The 17,810-nt window shown below is 61.2% G+C and carries 16 protein-coding genes; 14 read left to right on the top strand and 2 right to left on the bottom strand.

Annotated elements, in window-relative coordinates:
- The first annotated feature begins 17 nt into the window (after positions 1–17).
- The 4 genes from J2Y86_RS02765 (at position 18) to J2Y86_RS02750 (ending at position 4,401) form a co-directional block, all read left to right on the top strand.
- Positions 18–578, top strand: coding sequence for a PqiC family protein (locus J2Y86_RS02765; RefSeq protein WP_253427938.1), 561 nt, complete (start codon positions 18–20; stop codon positions 576–578).
- A 139-nt stretch (positions 579–717) separates the two neighbouring features.
- Positions 718–1,731: an iron ABC transporter substrate-binding protein gene (locus tag J2Y86_RS02760; protein WP_253427936.1), complete on the top strand. Its 1,014-nt coding sequence runs from the start codon at positions 718–720 to the stop codon at positions 1,729–1,731.
- A 4-nt stretch (positions 1,732–1,735) separates the two neighbouring features.
- Positions 1,736–3,334, top strand: coding sequence for an ABC transporter permease (locus J2Y86_RS02755; RefSeq protein WP_253427934.1), 1,599 nt, complete (start codon positions 1,736–1,738; stop codon positions 3,332–3,334).
- Complete coding sequence (locus J2Y86_RS02750) at positions 3,331–4,401, top strand: ABC transporter ATP-binding protein (RefSeq protein ID WP_253427933.1); 1,071 nt, start codon at positions 3,331–3,333, stop codon at positions 4,399–4,401. Before J2Y86_RS02755 ends, J2Y86_RS02750 begins: the two co-directional genes overlap by 4 nt.
- Here J2Y86_RS02750 and J2Y86_RS02745 read toward each other — a convergent pair.
- Positions 4,398–5,288, bottom strand: a complete 891-nt coding sequence (locus J2Y86_RS02745) for a site-specific integrase (RefSeq protein WP_253427932.1) — start codon at positions 5,286–5,288, stop codon at positions 4,398–4,400. The genes J2Y86_RS02750 and J2Y86_RS02745 overlap by 4 nt on opposite strands.
- Positions 5,289–5,689: 401 nt before the next feature.
- On the opposite strand from J2Y86_RS02745, the gene arnB reads away from it, so the two are divergent.
- The 9 genes from arnB (at position 5,690) to J2Y86_RS02700 (ending at position 15,152) form a co-directional block, all read left to right on the top strand.
- Positions 5,690–6,838: a UDP-4-amino-4-deoxy-L-arabinose aminotransferase gene (gene arnB / locus J2Y86_RS02740; RefSeq protein ID WP_253427931.1), complete on the top strand. Its 1,149-nt coding sequence runs from the start codon at positions 5,690–5,692 to the stop codon at positions 6,836–6,838.
- Positions 6,835–7,854: an undecaprenyl-phosphate 4-deoxy-4-formamido-L-arabinose transferase gene (gene arnC, locus J2Y86_RS02735; RefSeq protein ID WP_253427930.1), complete on the top strand. Its 1,020-nt coding sequence runs from the start codon at positions 6,835–6,837 to the stop codon at positions 7,852–7,854. The genes arnB and arnC overlap by 4 nt, the downstream gene beginning before the upstream one ends.
- Positions 7,851–9,842, top strand: a complete 1,992-nt coding sequence (arnA, locus tag J2Y86_RS02730; protein WP_253427929.1) for a bifunctional UDP-4-amino-4-deoxy-L-arabinose formyltransferase/UDP-glucuronic acid oxidase ArnA — start codon at positions 7,851–7,853, stop codon at positions 9,840–9,842. Before arnC ends, arnA begins: the two co-directional genes overlap by 4 nt.
- Complete coding sequence (gene arnD, locus J2Y86_RS02725) at positions 9,842–10,726, top strand: 4-deoxy-4-formamido-L-arabinose-phosphoundecaprenol deformylase (RefSeq protein WP_253427927.1); 885 nt, start codon at positions 9,842–9,844, stop codon at positions 10,724–10,726. Before arnA ends, arnD begins: the two co-directional genes overlap by 1 nt.
- On the top strand, positions 10,723–12,372 hold the full coding sequence (gene arnT / locus J2Y86_RS02720) for a lipid IV(A) 4-amino-4-deoxy-L-arabinosyltransferase (RefSeq protein WP_253427926.1): 1,650 nt from the start codon (positions 10,723–10,725) through the stop codon (positions 12,370–12,372). The genes arnD and arnT overlap by 4 nt, the downstream gene beginning before the upstream one ends.
- Positions 12,369–12,713, top strand: a complete 345-nt coding sequence (gene arnE, locus J2Y86_RS02715; RefSeq protein ID WP_253427925.1) for a 4-amino-4-deoxy-L-arabinose-phosphoundecaprenol flippase subunit ArnE — start codon at positions 12,369–12,371, stop codon at positions 12,711–12,713. The genes arnT and arnE overlap by 4 nt, the downstream gene beginning before the upstream one ends.
- Positions 12,710–13,111: a 4-amino-4-deoxy-L-arabinose-phosphoundecaprenol flippase subunit ArnF gene (arnF, locus tag J2Y86_RS02710; RefSeq protein WP_253427924.1), complete on the top strand. Its 402-nt coding sequence runs from the start codon at positions 12,710–12,712 to the stop codon at positions 13,109–13,111. The genes arnE and arnF overlap by 4 nt, the downstream gene beginning before the upstream one ends.
- Positions 13,108–14,487 (top strand): UDP-glucose dehydrogenase family protein, encoded by a 1,380-nt coding sequence (locus J2Y86_RS02705; RefSeq protein ID WP_253427923.1) that lies wholly within the window; start codon positions 13,108–13,110, stop codon positions 14,485–14,487. The genes arnF and J2Y86_RS02705 overlap by 4 nt, the downstream gene beginning before the upstream one ends.
- Positions 14,488–14,591: 104 nt before the next feature.
- Complete coding sequence (locus J2Y86_RS02700) at positions 14,592–15,152, top strand: GNAT family N-acetyltransferase (RefSeq protein ID WP_253427922.1); 561 nt, start codon at positions 14,592–14,594, stop codon at positions 15,150–15,152.
- Here J2Y86_RS02700 and J2Y86_RS02695 read toward each other — a convergent pair.
- The gene (locus tag J2Y86_RS02695; RefSeq protein WP_253427921.1) at positions 15,097–16,068 is read right to left on the bottom strand and encodes a LysR family transcriptional regulator; all 972 of its coding nucleotides are present in this window, start codon (positions 16,066–16,068) and stop codon (positions 15,097–15,099) included. The two genes, J2Y86_RS02700 and J2Y86_RS02695, sit on opposite strands and share 56 nt — an antisense overlap.
- A 307-nt stretch (positions 16,069–16,375) precedes the next feature.
- On the opposite strand from J2Y86_RS02695, the gene argH reads away from it, so the two are divergent.
- Positions 16,376–17,803: an argininosuccinate lyase gene (gene argH / locus J2Y86_RS02690; RefSeq protein WP_253427919.1), complete on the top strand. Its 1,428-nt coding sequence runs from the start codon at positions 16,376–16,378 to the stop codon at positions 17,801–17,803.
- Positions 17,804–17,810: the final 7 nt, after the last annotated feature.

Raw genomic sequence — 17,810 nt, 5'->3', positions numbered from 1 at the left:
CCACAGGAGCAACACCCATGGTTTCTTCGCTGAAGATGACGTTGGTCACTGCGCTCATGCTGCTCGCCGCGTGCCGCAGTGAGCCGATCCAGTTCCATACCCTGACGCCGGCGCAATTGAGCGGGACCGCACGCGGCAACGGCGGGGAAATCCTCATCGAAGGTATCAGCGTACCGCCGCAGGTCGATCGTCCGCAGATCGTCATTCGCCAGGGCAATAGCGGCCTGGCGATTCTCGAGACCGAATGGTGGGCAGCGAGCCTGGTGGATGAGTTGCGCAGCGCCTTGGTCGATCAACTGGCCAACAGCAGTCCCCAGCGCAAAGTCTCGGTGCGCGTCGAGGTTCAGCGTTTTGATTCGGTTCCCGGTCAATACGCGCTGATGGACGTCAAATGGCGCCTGCGCAGTCCCGGGGCTGGTGACACCACGCTGGTCAGCTGCCGAAGTACGTTGCAAACACCGTCAGGACCGTCCATCGATGACCTGGTCATTGCCCAGCAGAACAACGTCAAACGCCTGGCTGCGTTGATCAGTCAAGCTGCAAGCGGAACGCAAAGAGGTTGCCCGGTATCGCAATGAATTGACGGTTTTTCTGATCCAGCCCCTTACATTCGGCGCCGCTCAAGCCTGCAAATGATTCGTATTGACCTACAATCATTGTCGACCCTTACGGTCTGTCAGCGTGCACGATTCTAAAAACAACAGGAGCCGCCAACGCATGAACCGCCCTATTCCCGCTTTCCTGAGAATCGCCGTGCTGACCACTGCCCTGCTGAGTGCCGGTCACGTTTACTCCGCCGATGCCGACGGCATCGTGGTCTACAACGCCCAGCATGAAAGCCTGACAAAAGCCTGGACCGAGGGCTTTACCAAGGAGACCGGAATCAAGGTCACGGTGCGCAACGGCGACGACACCGAAATGGGTAACCAGATCGTGCAGGAAGGCGCCGCCTCCCCCGCTGACGTGTTCCTGACCGAAAACTCCCCGGCCATGGTGCTGGTCGATAGTGCGGGGCTGTTTGCACCCGTAGCGCCGACCACGCTGGAACAAGTCGATGCGGCTTACCGTCCGGCACATGGCAAGTGGGTGGGCATCGCTGCGCGCTCCACGGTGTTTGTCTACAACCCGGGCAAACTGCCCGAAGCCGAATTGCCGAAATCGCTGATGGACCTCGCCGATCCGAAATGGAAAGGTCGCTGGGCGGCATCACCGGCCGGCGCCGACTTCCAGGCTATTGTCGCCGCGGTACTGGAACTCAAGGGCGAAGCCGCCACCCTTGAGTGGCTCAAAGGGATGGAAGCCAACTTCACCGCGTACCGGGGCAACAGTTCCGTGTTGAAAGCGGTGAATGCCGGGCAGATCGACAGCGGTGTGATCTACCACTATTACCGCTTCGGCGATCAGGCCCGGACCGGCGAAAACAGCAAGAACACCGCCCTGCACTACTTCAAGCACAAGGACCCGGGTGCTTTTGTCAGCATTTCCGGTGGCGGCGTCCTGGCGTCCAGCCAACACAAGGAACAGGCCCAGGCGTTCCTGAAATGGGTCACCGGCAAGGACGGCCAGGCCATCCTCAAGACGGGTAAATCGTTCGAATATTCCGTGGGCAAAAACGCGGAATCCAACCCGAAACTGGTGCCTCTGCAACAGCTCGACGCGCCGAAGGTCGATGCGTCAAAACTCGACAGTAAAAAAGCCGTGGAGCTGATGACTCAGGCCGGACTGCTCTGAATTGATGCCTGAAACGCTACCGGTGGATGTCGCTGCGGCGATACCCGCACATTTACGCCGTCGCTCCCGGGGATTGTTCGCCGGGCGCGGCGGTGCGTGGGTGATCGGTTTGTCGGTGCTGATTTCATTGCTGGCGCTGCTGCCGATTGCTTTCGTCATCGGCGTTTCCGTGCAGACCGGTTGGGCCACCCTGGCAACGCTGGTGTTCCGGCCACGGGTCGGCGAGTTATTGATCAACACGGTATTGCTGGTCGCGATCACGATTCCCTTGTGCATCCTGCTGGGCGTGACGCTGGCCTGGCTGACCGAGCGCAGCGACCTGCCCGGGCGGCGCTGGTGGTCCTTGTTGTCGATCGCGCCACTGGCGGTCCCGGCCTTCGTTCACAGTTATGCCTGGGTCAGCCTGGTGCCACCGATTCATGGTCTGTTTGCCGGGGTTCTGGTGTCGGTCATTGCTTATTTCCCCTTCCTTTACTTGCCGATTGCGGCGACCTTGCGCCGGCTCGATCCGGCGATTGAAGATGTCGCGGAATCAATGGGGCTCAAGCCTTGGGCGGTATTTTTCCGGGTGGTGCTGCCGCAGCTGCGCCTGGCCATCTGTGGCGGAGCCTTGCTGGTCGGGCTGCACTTGCTGGCCGAGTATGGCCTGTACGCGATGATCCGCTTCGACACCTTCACCACGGCGATCTTCGATCAGTTCAAGTCCACTTTCAACGGCCCCGCCGCCAACATGCTGGCCGGCGTGCTCGCCCTGTGCTGCCTGGGAATGCTGACCGTCGAATCGGCGGCGCGTGGCCATGCGCGCTATGCCCGGGTCGGCTCGGGAAGTGCCCGCGAATACCGCATCGTGCGCTTGAAAACCGCTTCGACCGTACTCGCGCTGACCTTGCTGATGATGACCTGCGCCCTGACGCTGGGAGTGCCGCTAATCACCTTGGGCAAATGGTTGATCGCGGGGGGCGCGAATGTCTGGCAGATGGACGAGCTGATGCCCGCGCTGCAACAAACACTGCTGCTCGGCGTTGCCGGGGCGGTGCTCACTACCTGCGCCGCCATCCCGATTGCGTGGTTGTCGATTCGCTCGCCAGGCCGGCTGCAGCGGATCCTCGAAAGCTGCAATTACATCACCAGTTCGTTGCCGGGCATTGTCGTCGCGCTGGCCCTGGTGACGGTCACGGTGCATTTCGCCCGACCGATTTATCAAACCACTATCACCGTTCTGCTGGCGTACCTGCTGATGTTCTTGCCCCGCGCCTTGGTGAGCTTGCGTGCCGGCATCGCCCAGGCGCCGGTTGAACTGGAGAACATCGCCCGCAGCCTCGGTCGCTCGCCCGGCCGGGTGTTGTGGCTGATCACCTTGCGGCTGGCCGCGCCTGGCGCTGCCGCGGGCGCCGCGCTGGTGTTTCTCGCGATCAGCAATGAATTGACCGCCACGCTGCTGCTGGCCCCGAACGGCACGCGCACGCTGGCGACCGGGTTCTGGGCGTTGACCAGCGAAATCGACTACGCCGCCGCTGCGCCCTATGCCTTGCTGATGATTCTGCTGTCGCTTCCGTTGACCGGGCTCCTTTACCACCAATCCAAACGAACGGCTGGCCGATGAACACGCTTGAACTGCACTCGATCTGCAAATCCTACGGTCAACAAACGGCCCTGGATGACATCAGCCTGTCAGTGCCGACGGGCAGCCGCACGGTGATCGTCGGCCCGTCCGGTTCCGGCAAATCCACCCTGCTGCGCATGATCGCCGGTTTCGAACTGCCGGACTCCGGGCGCCTGACGCTGAATGGTCAGACGCTGGTCGACCCCACCCATGAAGTGCCCGCTCACCAACGACAGATCGGCTATGTGCCTCAGGACGGTGCCTTGTTCCCGCACATGACCGTGGCCGCCAACATCGGCTTCGGATTGTCGATCAGGGGCCACGAAAAACGCGAGCGTATCGCCCAGTTGATGGACAGCGTTGCCCTGGAGGCGAACATGGCCGACCGCTGGCCCCATGAACTGTCTGGCGGTCAGCAACAACGGGTGGCACTGGCCAGGGCGTTGGCGCAACAGCCGCGTTTGATGTTGCTGGATGAACCGTTTTCCGCGCTCGATACCGGCCTGCGCGTGGCCATGCGCAAACTCGTTGCCCGGTTGCTGCAGGACGCGGGCGTCACCACCATCCTGGTCACCCATGACCAGAGTGAAGCGCTGTCGTTTGCCGATCAGTTGGCCGTCATGCGCGAGGGGCGGCTGGTTCAGTCCGGTCATCCGCTGGACCTGTACCGCTATCCCGGCGACGAGCAAACCGCGATGTTCCTCGGTGATGCCGTGGTCATGCCGGCCCGGATCGAAGCCGGCTGGGCCCATTGCGATCTGGGGCGGATCCCGGTCAACAATCATCGCAACAACCGTTGTGCGCAGATCATGCTACGGCCTGAGCAGTTGCAACTGGTCGGTATCGTGTCCAGCGCCGTCGAGGTCTCCGGTTGTCGCGCCGTGGTGACCGAGCGGGATTTCAGCGGCAATACCTGCACGCTGACCGTGGAACTGGAGCCGTTGCCATCTGCGGACCAGCCCGGTCGATCATTGATGGTGCGCAGTTCGGGCCTGTACGCGCCACCCACCGGCAGCGCGGTTCACGTCTCGACCATCGGCCACGCCCATGTGCTGAACGACACCTAAAGATCAAAGCGGTCGACCGCCCGCCGTCGTTCGTTGTCATCGCGCACGTCGTAGTTGGCCGTCGTCTGGATATTGCTGTGATGGGCGAGTTTCTGCGCGATCGACAAGTCATGTTCCTCGATCACCCGGGTAATGAAAGAACGCCGAAAGTCATGGGGCATGATTTTCACCCCGACCTGCGCGCCGCGTTGCCGGGCGATGTAATAGATCGCGTGTTTGGTGATGCGCTCACGGGTGATGTGGCTGCCGCGGCGGATGCGGTTGAACAGGAACGGATCGTCCACCTCGCCTTCCTTGAGTTGCGAGCGGCGCAGCTCCAGCCAGGCATCCAGTTTGGCGAAGGCCCAGGCCGGCGCGTATTTGATCAGTTGCTTGTTGCCTTTGGCGGTCACCCGCAGGCTGCGTTCGGTGAAATCCACCTGATCGAGGTCGAGGTTCACCGACTCTGATTTACGCATGCCCGAGCCATACAGAATCCCGATGATCGCCGCGTCCCGCAGGCCTTGTGGCCGAGGATCGGCCGCACAGACCGCCATCATTTCCTGGATCAGCGAGCGCCGAAGATTGCGTCCCTGGGACAGACGCGTTCCGGCAATGCCCTTGACCGAGCGCATTTTCAGCAAGTGTTCCTGGCTGATCAGGCTCATGCGCCACGCTTCATTCATCACCCCGCGCACGGCGTTGACGTACAGCGAAGACGTGTTGGGCGCGTAGCCGTCCGCGCGCAACGCCGCCACCAGCGCGATCACATCCTCGGGCTGCAACTGGTGCCAGGGAATCTCCTCGACGTTCATGTCCTCGAAGCCCAGGCGGTCGGCGGCATCCTGCAATACATAGCGCATCGTCAGTTGGCTGGACGGCGCCAGTCGCGCCAGATACAGGGGCATCGGATTGGTCTTTGCAGCAGAATCAGTAACAGGTAAGTCAATCAAAACAAAACGGCCTTGAGTGGAAACAGATCAATAAAACAACTAAGGATTGAAACATTCTTTATATAAAGCGGGACACTTCCGTAGGACGTTTCTACTAAAGAGTGCGATGAACGGCAGAAGTCTGAACATTGGCTTAATAACGTTGAGATAAACGATCCCACCACCGGGTTTTGATGTTCCTTTGACAAAAACCGGCCTAACCTCATCTCTACCCGGTGAGCCTCGATGGGCTCCCAACCTGCCGTCCATGGCGGCAAAAGTCAAATAAGGCTCGTGCCCGACAGGTCACTAAACCGTTGAAATCCCGTTTATTTCGGCACTCTTGCCGAAGGACGGCCTACGCCCCGAGGTTTTCCATGAGTGAGGCTTTTCTCCCATTCTCCCGCCCCAGTATCGGCGATGAAGAAATAGCCGCCGTAGAGCAAGTATTGCGCTCCGGCTGGATCACTACCGGGCCGAAAAACCAGCAACTCGAAGAACACTTCGCCAACTATGTTGGATGCCGCCATGCCGTGGCACTGTCCTCGGCCACCGGCGCCATGCATGTCACGTTACTGGCCTTGGGCATCGGTCCGGGCGACGAAGTCATCACGCCGTCCCAGACCTGGGTCTCCACCGCCAACATGATCTGTTTGCTGGGCGCGACGCCGGTGTTTGTCGACGTCGACCGCGACACGTTGATGAGCAGCATCGAGCACATCGAAGCGGCCATCACCCCGCGCACCCGGGCAATTATTCCGGTGCATTACGCCGGCGCGGCGTTCGATCTCGATCCGCTCTACGCGCTAGCCCACAATCACGGCATCCCGGTGATCGAAGACGCCGCCCATGCGGCAGGCACCCGCTACAAAAACCGCCACGTCGGCGCCGAAGGCACGGCGATTTTCTCGTTTCACGCGATCAAGAACATGACCTGCGCCGAGGGCGCGATGTTCGTCAGTGGCGATGAAACGCTCGCCAACCGGGTGCGCATGCTCAAGTTTCATGGCCTCGGTGTGGATGCCTACGACCGCATGACCCACGGCCGCAAACCCCAGGCCCAGGTGATCGAGCCGGGTTTCAAATACAACCTGGCCGACATCAATGCCGCCATCGCCCTGGCGCAACTGGAACGCCTGGATGAGATCAACGCCAAGCGTACGGCGCTGGCCAGAAGCTATTTACAGCGTCTGGAAGGCTCGCCGGTTCAACCGCTGGCCATTCCGCTTTACCCGCAACAGCATGCCTGGCACCTGTTCATCCTGCGCATCGACGTCGAGCGCTGCGGGCTCGACCGTGAAGCGTTCATGAAAGCCCTGCAGGCGCAGAACATCGGCACCGGCATCCACTTCATCGCCACCCACCTGCACACGTACTACCGCCAGCGCTTCCCCAACATCTACCTGCCCAACACGGAATGGAACTCGGCACGCCTGTGCTCGATCCCGTTGTTCCCCGACATGAGCAACGATGACGTCGACCGTGTCGTCAGCGCCATTGAACTCACACTGGACGCACGCCTGTGAAACCTTATCCGATCCGCTGCGTGTCGATCGTCATCCCGGTCTACAACGAGCAAGACAGCCTGCCCGAGTTGCTCAGGCGCACCGAAGCGGCGTGCCAGCAATTGCACCATGACTACGAAATCGTGTTGGTCGATGACGGCAGTCGCGACCATTCCGCGCAGATCCTCGAAGAGGCCGCCAGTCGCGAATGCAGCCCGGTGGTGGCGGTCATTCTCAATCGCAATTACGGCCAGCACGCGGCAATCATGGCCGGTTTCGAGCAGTGCAAGGGCGATGTTGTCATCACCCTCGACGCCGATCTGCAGAACCCGCCCGAAGAGATTCCACGCCTGGTGGCCCAGGCTGAGCTTGGCTATGACGTGGTCGCTACCGTGCGCAACAACCGTCAGGATTCAGTCCTGCGCCGTTGGCCGTCGAAGCTGATCAACCTCGCCGTGCAACGCTCCACCGGCGTGGCCATGAGCGATTACGGCTGCATGCTCCGCGCTTACCGCCGATCCATTGTCGACGCGATGCTCGCCTGCCGCGAACGCAGCACCTTCATCCCGATCCTCGCCAACGGTTTCGCCCGGCACACCACCGAAATCCTGGTGACCCACGCCGAACGCGAACACGGCGAATCGAAGTACAGCCCGATGCGCCTGGTCAACCTGATGTTCGACCTGATCACCTGCATGACCACCACGCCGCTGCGCTTGTTGAGCATCGTCGGCTTCGCCATGGCCGGGCTTGGCGTCGCGTTCGCTGTCGCGCTGATCGTCCTGCGGCTGGTGTTCGGCGCCAGTTGGGCCGGTGACGGGATGTTCGTGCTGTTCGCCGTGCTGTTCGTGTTCACCGGCGGCCAGTTCATCGGCATGGGCCTGCTGGGCGAATACCTGGGGCGGATGTACAGCGATGTCCGGGCGCGCCCGCGGTTTTTTATCGAAAAAGTCCTGCGCAGCCAGCCCGCCACACCCGTACCCATGGTCACCGTTGACGGCCTCACTTCCATTTCTTCAGATCAGGTTCTCTCATGAGCGCAAAAGCGGTTGTTTTCGCCTATCACGATATTGGCTGTGCCGGCATCGAAACCCTGCTCGACAGCGGCTACGAGATTGCGGCCGTGTTCACCCACGCCGATGATCCCAAGGAGAACGCGTTCTACGCCTCCGTTGCACAACTGTGCGCGCGCCGGGGCATCCCGGTGCACGCCCCGGAAGACGTCAACCATCCGCTGTGGATCGAACGCATCAGCCAGCTCAACCCCGATTACCTGTTCTCGTTCTACTACCGCCATCTGCTGAGCGAGCCGCTGCTGGCCACAGCCCGCAAAGGCGCGTTCAACCTCCACGGCTCGTTGCTGCCGCGCTATCGCGGGCGGGCGCCGGCCAATTGGGTGCTGGTCAACGGCGAAAGCGAAACCGGCGTGACCCTGCACCGCATGGTCAAGCGCGCCGATGCCGGTGCGATCCTTGTCCAGAAAAAGGTTGGAATCGAGCGCAGCGACACCGCTCTGAGCCTACACGGCAAACTACGGGTGGCCGCGACCGACCTGTTGCGTGACACCTTGCCAGCGTTGTTGGCTGGCAAGGTCAGTGAAACGCCGCAGGACGAGTCCCAAGCCACGACATTCGGTCGCCGCACACCCGCCGACGGCAAGCTGATCTGGCAAAAACCGGCTGAAGAACTGTTCAACCTGGTGCGCGCAGTGACCCAGCCCTACCCCGGCGCGTTCTGCGCCGTGGGCGAACACAAGCTGATTGTCTGGCGCGCCGAAGTCGTCAAGGGCAACGACGGCCAGGCACCGGGCCGGGTTATCAGCGTCGATCCGCTGCGCATTGCCTGCGGCGAAGATTCGCTGGTGATCAGCGCCGGTCAGCGCAACGACAACGGCTTGTACCTGAGCGGCCCGCAACTGGCCGGTGAGCTCGGTCTGGTCGACGGTTCCGTACTGCGCGGTGCCGAATCCGCACGCACGCAACGCCGCACCCGCGTGCTGATCCTCGGCGTCAACGGCTTCATCGGCAATCACTTGTCCGAGCGCCTGCTGCGTGACGACCGATACGAGGTGTACGGCCTGGACATTGGCTCGGACGCCATCGAACGTTTGCGCAGCCATCCGCATTTCCATTTCGTCGAAGGCGACATCAGCATCCACTCCGAATGGATCGAATACCACATCAAGAAATGCGACGTGATCCTGCCGCTGGTGGCGATCGCCACGCCCATCGAGTACACCCGCAACCCCCTGCGCGTGTTCGAACTGGATTTCGAAGAGAACCTGAAACTGGTTCGCTACTGCGTCAAATACAACAAACGGGTGATCTTCCCGTCGACCTCGGAAGTCTATGGCATGTGCCAGGACGACAAATTCGACGAGGACACGTCCAACCTCGTGGTCGGGCCGATCAACAAGCAACGCTGGATCTACTCGACCTCCAAGCAACTGCTCGACCGGGTGATCTGGGCTTACGGCCAGAAAGGCCTGAAGTTCACCCTGTTCCGCCCCTTCAACTGGATGGGCCCGCGCCTGGACCGTCTGGATTCGGCACGCATCGGCAGCTCCCGGGCGATCACGCAACTGATCCTCAATCTGGTGGAAGGCACGCCGATTCGCCTGTTCGATGGCGGTGAGCAAAAACGCTGCTTCACCGACATTGCCGATGGCGTGGAAGCGCTGGCGCGAATCATCGACAACCGCAACGACGCCTGCGATGGCCAGATCATCAACATCGGCAACCCGGACAACGAAGCCAGCATCCGCCAGTTGGGCGAGGAGCTGCTGCGTCAGTTCGAAGCGCACCCGCTGCGCCACAACTTCCCGCCGTTCGCCGGGTTCCGCGAGGTCGAAAGCAAGGCGTTCTACGGTGCGGGTTATCAGGACGTATCCCACCGCAAACCGAGCATCGACAACGCCAAGCGATTGCTGGACTGGACGCCGACCGTGGAGATGAGTGAAACCATCGGCAACACGCTGGATTTCTTCTTGCGTGAAGCCATGCTCGAAATCGCGGACAACGCTTGATGCACGCGGGTCTCAGGATTGATGTCGACACTTACCGTGGCACCCGCGAGGGCGTGCCACGGCTGCTGGAAATGCTCGATGAAGCCCAGGTCAAAGCCACGTTTTTCTTCAGCGTCGGGCCGGACAACATGGGGCGGCACCTGTGGCGCCTGATCCGCCCGCAGTTTCTCTGGAAGATGCTGCGCTCCAACGCGGCCAGCCTGTACGGCTGGGACATTCTGCTGGCCGGCACCGCGTGGCCGGGCAAGCCGATTGGTCGTGATCTCGGGCATTTGATGCGGCAAACCCGGGCGGCCGGGCATGAAGTCGGCCTGCACGCCTGGGATCACCATGGCTGGCAGGCCAACGCCGGGCGCTGGAGCGACGCGCAACTGATCGAGCAGATTCGTCAGGGCGTGGACACGCTGAGCGACATCCTCGGACAGAAAATCGACTGCTCGGCGGCCGCCGGTTGGCGGGCGGACGAGCGTGTGATCGAAGCCAAGCAGCGATTCGGTTTTCGCTACAACAGCGATTGTCGTGGCCGCAGTCTGTTCCGACCGACTTTGGCCGATGGCGATCTGGGCGCGCCACAGGTCCCGGTGGACCTGCCCACCTTCGATGAAGTGGTCGGCCCGACCGTCGCGGCCAAGGATTTCAACACGTTCATCCTTGACCGGTTCACCCCGCAAAACCTCAACGTCTACACGGTCCACGCGGAAGTGGAAGGGATTCTGATGGCCGACGATTTCCGTCAACTGCTGGCCGATGCGCGTCAGCGCGATATTCGTTTTCAGCCCTTGGGCGATTTGCTGCCCGAAACACTGGACGCCTTGCCCAGTGGCCGGGTGGTGCGCGGAACGCTCGACGGTCGTGAAGGCTGGCTGGGAGTGCAAGGCGTATGAGCCAACGCTGGGCATTGCCGTTATTGCTTGGCTTTTGTCTGGTGGCCTATCTGCTGCCGATGGGCAGCCACGGTTTGTGGATTCCGGACGAAACCCGTTACGCGCAAATCAGCCAGGGCATGCTCTTGAGCGGCGACTGGGTATCGCCGCATTTCATGGGCCTGCGCTACTTCGAAAAACCGGCGGCCGGTTACTGGATGATCGCCCTCGGTCAGGCGGTGTTTGGAGACAATCTGTTCGGCGTGCGGTTCGCTTCGGCACTCAGCACCGGGCTCAGCGTGATGCTGTGTTACTTGATCTCCCGCCGGCTCTGGAACGAGCCGCGCAAGAGTTTTGCCTGCGCGCTGCTGTACATGAGTTTTACCGTGGTGGCCGGGCAAGCGGGTTACGCCAACCTCGATCCGCAATTCACCTTTTGGGTCAACCTGAGTCTGGTGGCTCTGTGGTTTGCGCTGGACAGCGTCAGCCGTGGCCAACGCCTGATCGCTTGGGCGTTGCTGGGCCTGGCGTGTGGCATGGGGTTCATGACCAAGGGATTTCTGGCCTGGCTGTTGCCGGTGCTGATCGCCCTGCCCTGGGTGATCTGGCAAAAACGCTGGCGCGAGTTGCTGATTTACGGCCCGGTGGCGATTGCCGTGGCCATCGCCGTGAGCCTGCCCTGGGCCTTGGCGGTGCACGCGCGGGAGCCCGATTACTGGCGGTTCTTCTTCTGGCACGAACACATACGCCGTTTCGCCGGTGACGATGCGCAGCATGACGCGCCGTGGTGGTTCTATCTGCCGTTGCTGGTGGCGTTCAGTCTGCCGTGGGCCGCGTTATTGCCGTCGGCATTGAAGCAGGCGTGGCAATCACGTCGTCAGGCCAACATCGGCTTTCTGCTGCTATGGATGCTGATGCCACTGCTGTTTTTCAGCCTCAGCAACGGCAAATTGCCGACCTACATCCTGCCGTGCCTGCTGCCTCTGGCGTTGTTGCTGGGCCATGCGCTGGCCGATCGCTTGCGGCTGGAGCAAGGTCGGGCGCTGGGCCTCAATGGCTTGCTTAACCTGCTTCTGGGCCTGACCACCCTGCTCGCCCTGGTCTACCTGCAACTGAAAAAACCGCTGTACGACCACGAACTGCATAGCCTGGTGCTGGTGTTCATCGGCCTGATCGGCTGGATCATGGCCAACCTGTTGCAAGCGTTCCGGCCGCTGCAATGCTGGGCGGCGCCGGCCTTTGGCAGCCTGCTGCTGATCGGCGTCCTGCCGGCGGCGATGCCCGAGGCGGTGGTGGCGAACAAGATGCCCGACCAGTTCGTCCTTGAACATGCACAGGAACTTGGCCAGACCGAAACGCTGCTCAGCAATGATCTGGGCGCCGCTTCGGCCCTGGCCTGGCGCCTGAAACGCCCGGACGTGGCGTTGTACAACACGATAGGCGAACTGAAATATGGCCTCGCTTATCCTGACGGCGCGCCGCAGCGCGTCGACCCCGATCACGTGCAGCAGTGGATGCGCGACGCCCGCCGGAACGGTTCGGTGGGCGTGCTGATGCGGGTCAAAGGGGAGGACGAGCTGCGTGAAATCGAACGCCTGCCCAAGGATGGCAAACGCTATGAACAAGGCAACCTTGTGATCCTGATTTTTCCTCAGGGTGGGTCATGAGCCTGTTGCTGGTGTTGGCCGCCTGCCTGCTCACCTGCCTGGGCCAGATCGCCCAGAAATACGCCGTGGAGAACTGGCGCGTCCAGCCGTCAGGCTGGGGCGCAAAACTGCGCTCGCCATGGTTGTGGCTGGCAATCGCTGCGTTGGGCGCGGGCTTGCTGGTGTGGCTGCTGGTGTTGCAGCGCCTTGAAGTCGGCGTCGCCTACCCGATGTTGAGCCTGAATTTCGTGCTGATCACCCTGATCGCCCGCTTCGTCTTCCTCGAAACCATCGACCGCCGTCACTGGCTGGGCGTGGCGCTGGTGATGGGCGGCGTGATGTTGCTGGGACTGCACACATGAGCCTGCGCCGTGGCCTGACCTTCGCCCTCGGCAGCGTGCTGCTGGGAAGCGCCGCGCAACTGGGCATGCGCTGGAGCATGACGCGCCTGCCGTCCCCCGAACACTGGCTGACCGCCCCGATTGATCCGACCGCCGTGGTCGTGGTGCTGACCGCCATCCTCGCCTACACCCTGTCGATGTTCAGTTGGCTCGCCGCCCTGCGCGATGTGCCGCTGGGCCGGGCTTATTCGCTGTTGAGCATCAGCTACGCGCTGGTGTACCTGCTCGCCGCCGCGCTGCCGATGTTCAACGAAGATTTCAGTCCTTCCAAAAGCCTCGGGGTGACCCTGGTCATCCTCGGCGTCATCACCATCAACTCTCGACCTGCTCATGCGTCCAACCTCAGGAGTGACCTATGAAAATCAGTGTATTTGGTAGCGGTTACGTGGGCCTGGTGCAGGCCGCTGTGCTGGCTGAAGTCGGCCACGACGTGGTCTGCATGGACATCGACGAGAAAAAAGTCGAGTTGCTACAACAGGGCCACGTGAGCATTTTCGAACCGGGGCTCGCCAGTCTGGTGCGTGAAAGCCTCGAAGCCAAGCGACTGCAGTTCACCACCGATGAAAAATTCGCGGTGCAACACGGCCAGGTGCTGTTCATCGCGGTAGGTACCCCGTCCCGGGACGATGGCTCGGCGGACTTGCGCTACGTGTTGTCGGTGGGCGAAGCGGTGGCCCGCCATCGCGAACACCCGGTGATTCTGGTGGAGAAATCCACCGTTCCCGTGGGCACCGGCGATACCTTGCGCGCGCACATCGACAAGTGCCTGATCAAGGTCGGGCGGTTGTTGCAGTTCGAGATCGTCTCCAACCCGGAGTTTTTGAAAGAAGGCTCGGCCGTGGCCGATTGCCGGCGCCCGGACCGTATCGTCATCGGCTGCGAAAGCGATGACGTGCGCGACGTGATGCGCGATCTCTATGCGCCGTTCAACCGCAACCATGACCGGATCATGTTCATGGACCTGCGCAGTGCCGAACTGACCAAGTACGCCGCCAACTGCATGCTGGCGACCAAGATCAGCTTCATCAACCAGATCGCCGAACTGGCCGAACACCTGGGCGCCGACATCGAATCGGTGCGCCTGGGCATCGGCGCGGATTCGCGCATCGGCTACCACTTCATCTACCCCGGTTGCGGTTACGGCGGTTCGTGTTTCCCCAAAGACATGCGCGCCCTGATCCACAGCGCCGAAGAAGCGCATTGTTCCAGTGACCTGCTGCAAGCGGTGGAAGCGATCAACCAGCGGCAGAAACACAAATTGTTCGAGCGCATCAACGCGTTCTACAAGGGCGATCTGCGCGGTAAAACCTTCGCCGTGTGGGGCCTGGCGTTCAAACCCAACACCGATGACATGCGCGACGCACCGAGCCGGGTGCTGCTTGAATCACTGTGGGCCGCCGGCGCCAGTGTGCGCGCGTTCGATCCGGAAGCGATGCAGGAAACCCAGCATTTGTACCCCGACGAAGCCAAACTGATGCTCATGGGCACCCCGGAATCGGTGCTGGCCGGTGCCGATGCGTTGATCATCTGCACCGAGTGGCAACAGTTCAAGGCGCCGGATTTCAACCTGATCCAACAGCGTCTCAAAGCCCCGGTGATCTTCGACGGACGCAACCTGTACGATGCCGATCGTCTGGCGCGCAACGGGTTCATGTACTACCCGATGGGGCGCGGCGACTCGCGCAAGCTGCCGATTCCGTATCAGCAATGGCCGGCGGCTTCGGATGTAGCCTGATCCCCCAGCACACACAACCCTTGTAGGAGCTGCCGAAGGCTGCGATCTTTTGCCCTTGAATCAAAAGATCGCAGCCTTCGGCTGCTCCTGCACGTGACAGAAACATGACGATTATTGTGCGCGGCGCCGTGGTTACCGACGCCCCTTTCCTCCCCGACATCGAACGTTGCGCAGCAGAACGGTTTCGCGACGACCCTTCATTGGCCTGGCTGGCCGACAGCCCTGTGCCCGATGCCGAACACCATCGACAGGCAATCGAGACCGGGCAGGTTTGGGTGGCGCAATCGGCGCAAGGTGCACTTGCGGGGTTTCTCAGCGCGGTGGAAATCGACAACCAACTGCATATTCAGGAACTGTCCGTCAGCCAGCCTTTTCAGGGCCGGGGCATCGGTCGAAAGTTGCTGTTAGCCGCAGTTTCATACGCTCACGGACAAGAACTCGCCGGTCTGACTTTGACCACGTTTCGCGACTTGCCCTGGAATGAACTGTTTTACCGGCGCATGGGTTTCGCAACATTGAGCCCTGCTGAAACAGGCCCGCGATTAACGCGGGTATTAAACGACGAAGTCGCCCACGGTTTACCCGGTGAGCGCCGTTGTGCGATGCGTTTCAGCCTTGAACCGGGGCCTTCAAATCAACCCCCAATGCCTGGGCGAACGCCTTGACCAGCGGACTGCGCACGGTGTTGTGCCGCAGGATCAGATTGAACGGCGTGCTGATGTGAATCAGGTCGGGCCGCACCGCGCGCAATTGCCCCTGGGCGACCATCGAAGCGGCGTAGTGCTGCGGTAGAAAACCCACGAAACGCCCGGTCTTGATCAGCAGCGCTACGGCTTCCACTTGGGTGGCCGAGGCCGAAAAGCTGTCGTACCGGGCAAAATTCAGTTTGTCGCGGTGGATCGCGTAGCGGTGGTTGATGCACTCGTAATTCTTGAGCACGTCGCTGTCGATTTCCGCTTCCGGAACCGCAAACAACGGGTGACCAACCGCGCAGTAAACCTCCGAGCGTTCTTCATACAGCGCGTAATAATCGAACTCTTCACGTTTCTGATAAACCGGCACGATACCGGCCACTAACCGCCCCTCTACGACGCCTCTTTCCACTTCATCCAGTTGCGACGCCTGAAGTTGAAACCTTACTTTCGGTGATGTCTCGTTTATTCGTTTAAGCGCTGCAACTAACGGTGAATTAGCGTCGGAAATAGTATTATCAATAACGCCTACGCCAAGGTCGCCGATAAGTTCATTTTGCGCTGAACTAAGCCGATCACGAAAGTTGTCGACCGAGGCAAACAGATCAATCGACGCCTGATACACCAGACGGCCTTCTTCGGTCAGATGAAAGCCCTCGCGGCCTCGGGTGCACAGGCGCATGCCGATGCGAATCTCGAGGTCGGAGATCTGTTTGCTGATGGCGGCCAGCCCCACATTCAGCTCGTTCTGCGCCGCACTGAAACCGCCCGCCTCGACCACGGCCTTGAATACTTTGAGCAGTTTGAAATCCAGCCCGCTGAGGGCCAACGGTGCCCGTTGCACCGTTTTTGGCGCGGGGTTTCCGGAATTGGAAAGTGGGGTTTCCATAATGCTTATTTACCTCTGGCGCGCTATTCAACAACCTGTGCCCAACAACAAAAACATAGCTGGCCAATAATAATGAACACAGAAAACCAGGCTTGGCAACCGCTATTAATCCCCGTACTTCAGTGCCAACTCACTGATTTCGAACCATTAAAAGCTGACACTTCGATCAGCTCTCGCAACGACGCAACTGCGCTTTTCCCCTGCCCTTGAATATTGAATAGGCCTGGCCACGCCCAATTGATTTGCGGCGTGCGTTTGCGGCCCGGCACACCGATTTCAGTTCGCTTTACCGACGAGGAAAACAACAATGTCTCAAACCACCGACCGTCTCTGGGGTGCACGCTTCAAAAGCGGCCCGTCCGAAGCCCTGGCGGCCCTGTCCCGTTGCCCCGAGCGCTACTTTCGCCTCACCCCGTACGACCTCGCCGGTTCCAAGGCCCATGCCCGTGAACTGCAACGCGCCGGGCTGTTGAGCGAGCAGGAAACCCTGACCATGCTCGCCGCGCTGGAAGGTATCGGTGCTGACTTCAACGCCGGCAGCATCGCGCCAACCCTCGACGACGAAGACGTCCACACCTTTATCGAACGCCTGCTGACCGAACGCCTCGGCGCCCTGGGTGGCAAGTTGCGCGCCGGCCGTTCGCGCAACGACCAGACCGCCAACGACCTGCGTCTGTTCCTGCGTGACCACGTGCGCACCCTCGCCGTTGAAGTACTGGCCCTGCAACAAGCGCTGGTGGATCAGGCCGAACAACACATCGAAAGCATTTGCCCGGGCTTCACCCACTTGCAGCAAGCGCAGCCGATCGTCTTCGCTCACCACTTGCTGGCCCACGCCCAATCGATGCTGCGTGACGTCCAACGTCTGGTGGACTGGGACGTTCGCACCTCGCTGTCGCCACTGGGTGCCGCCGCCATGGCAGGCTCCGCCATCGCACGCCTGCCGCAACAGTCGGCCAAGGAAATGGGCTACAGCGGCGTCTGCGAAAACTCCATCGACGCCGTGGCCAGCCGCGATCACGTCGCCGAGTTCCTGTTTATCGCCAGCATGCTGGGCATCAACATTTCCCGCCTCGCCGAAGAATTCTGCCTGTGGTCGTCGCGGCAATTTCGCTGGGTCGCACTGGATGATGCCTACGCCACCGGCAGTTCGATCATGCCGCAGAAGAAAAACCCGGACATTGCCGAACTGGCACGGGGCAAGGCGGGTCGCCTGATCGGCAACCTCACCGGCCTGCTCTCTACGTTGAAGTCCTTGCCACTGTCGTACAACCGTGACTTGAGCGAAGACAAGAACGGCGTGCTCGACAGCGTCGACACCTTGCTGCTGGTGCTGCCGGCCATGGCCGGGATGGTCGCGACCATGAAGGTCAACGTCGAAGAACTGCGTCGTCAGGCGCCGCTCGGTTTCACCCTCGCCACCGAAGTCGCCGACTGGCTGGCGATGCGCGGCGTGCCGTTCAAGGAAGCCCATGAAATCACCGGCGCGCTGGTTCAAGCCTGTGAGAAACACGACATTGAGTTGTGGGAAGCATCCCCAGCGCTGCTGGCGGAAATCGATCCGCGTCTGACCCCGGAAGTGCGCGACAGCCTGACCCTCGAAGCCGCCATTGCCGCGCGCAGTGGCTGGGGCGGAACTGCACCGCAGCAGGTGCGCGAGCAGATCGGCCGGCTGAAGACCGCACTCGCGGCGCAGCACGCATGGACCCAAAACTATCAGGGCTTCCGGCTCTGAAGCAGGA

This window comes from Pseudomonas migulae (assembly GCF_024169315.1).
In the GTDB taxonomy this organism is placed as follows: Bacteria; Pseudomonadota; Gammaproteobacteria; order Pseudomonadales; family Pseudomonadaceae; genus Aquipseudomonas; species Aquipseudomonas migulae_B.
This window is presented reverse-complemented; position numbering and strand designations above follow the sequence as displayed.

Excerpts from the sequence above, each read along its gene's own strand:
- J2Y86_RS02765 (WP_253427938.1), top strand. The coding sequence starts at position 18 with ATGGTTTCTTCGCTGAAGATGACGTTGGTCACTGCGCTCATGCTGCTC.
- J2Y86_RS02750 (WP_253427933.1), top strand. The coding sequence starts at position 3,331 with ATGAACACGCTTGAACTGCACTCGATCTGCAAATCCTACGGTCAACAA.
- arnE (WP_253427925.1), top strand. The coding sequence starts at position 12,369 with ATGAGCCTGTTGCTGGTGTTGGCCGCCTGCCTGCTCACCTGCCTGGGC.
- J2Y86_RS02705 (WP_253427923.1), top strand. The coding sequence starts at position 13,108 with ATGAAAATCAGTGTATTTGGTAGCGGTTACGTGGGCCTGGTGCAGGCC.
- arnB (WP_253427931.1), top strand. The coding sequence starts at position 5,690 with ATGAGTGAGGCTTTTCTCCCATTCTCCCGCCCCAGTATCGGCGATGAA.
- arnF (WP_253427924.1), top strand. The coding sequence starts at position 12,710 with ATGAGCCTGCGCCGTGGCCTGACCTTCGCCCTCGGCAGCGTGCTGCTG.
- J2Y86_RS02745 (WP_253427932.1), bottom strand. The coding sequence starts at position 5,288 with ATGCCCCTGTATCTGGCGCGACTGGCGCCGTCCAGCCAACTGACGATG.
- arnT (WP_253427926.1), top strand. The coding sequence starts at position 10,723 with ATGAGCCAACGCTGGGCATTGCCGTTATTGCTTGGCTTTTGTCTGGTG.
- J2Y86_RS02755 (WP_253427934.1), top strand. The coding sequence starts at position 1,736 with ATGCCTGAAACGCTACCGGTGGATGTCGCTGCGGCGATACCCGCACAT.
- J2Y86_RS02760 (WP_253427936.1), top strand. The coding sequence starts at position 718 with ATGAACCGCCCTATTCCCGCTTTCCTGAGAATCGCCGTGCTGACCACT.
- J2Y86_RS02700 (WP_253427922.1), top strand. The coding sequence starts at position 14,592 with ATGACGATTATTGTGCGCGGCGCCGTGGTTACCGACGCCCCTTTCCTC.
- argH (WP_253427919.1), top strand. The coding sequence starts at position 16,376 with ATGTCTCAAACCACCGACCGTCTCTGGGGTGCACGCTTCAAAAGCGGC.
- arnA (WP_253427929.1), top strand. The coding sequence starts at position 7,851 with ATGAGCGCAAAAGCGGTTGTTTTCGCCTATCACGATATTGGCTGTGCC.
- arnD (WP_253427927.1), top strand. The coding sequence starts at position 9,842 with ATGCACGCGGGTCTCAGGATTGATGTCGACACTTACCGTGGCACCCGC.
- J2Y86_RS02695 (WP_253427921.1), bottom strand. The coding sequence starts at position 16,068 with ATGGAAACCCCACTTTCCAATTCCGGAAACCCCGCGCCAAAAACGGTG.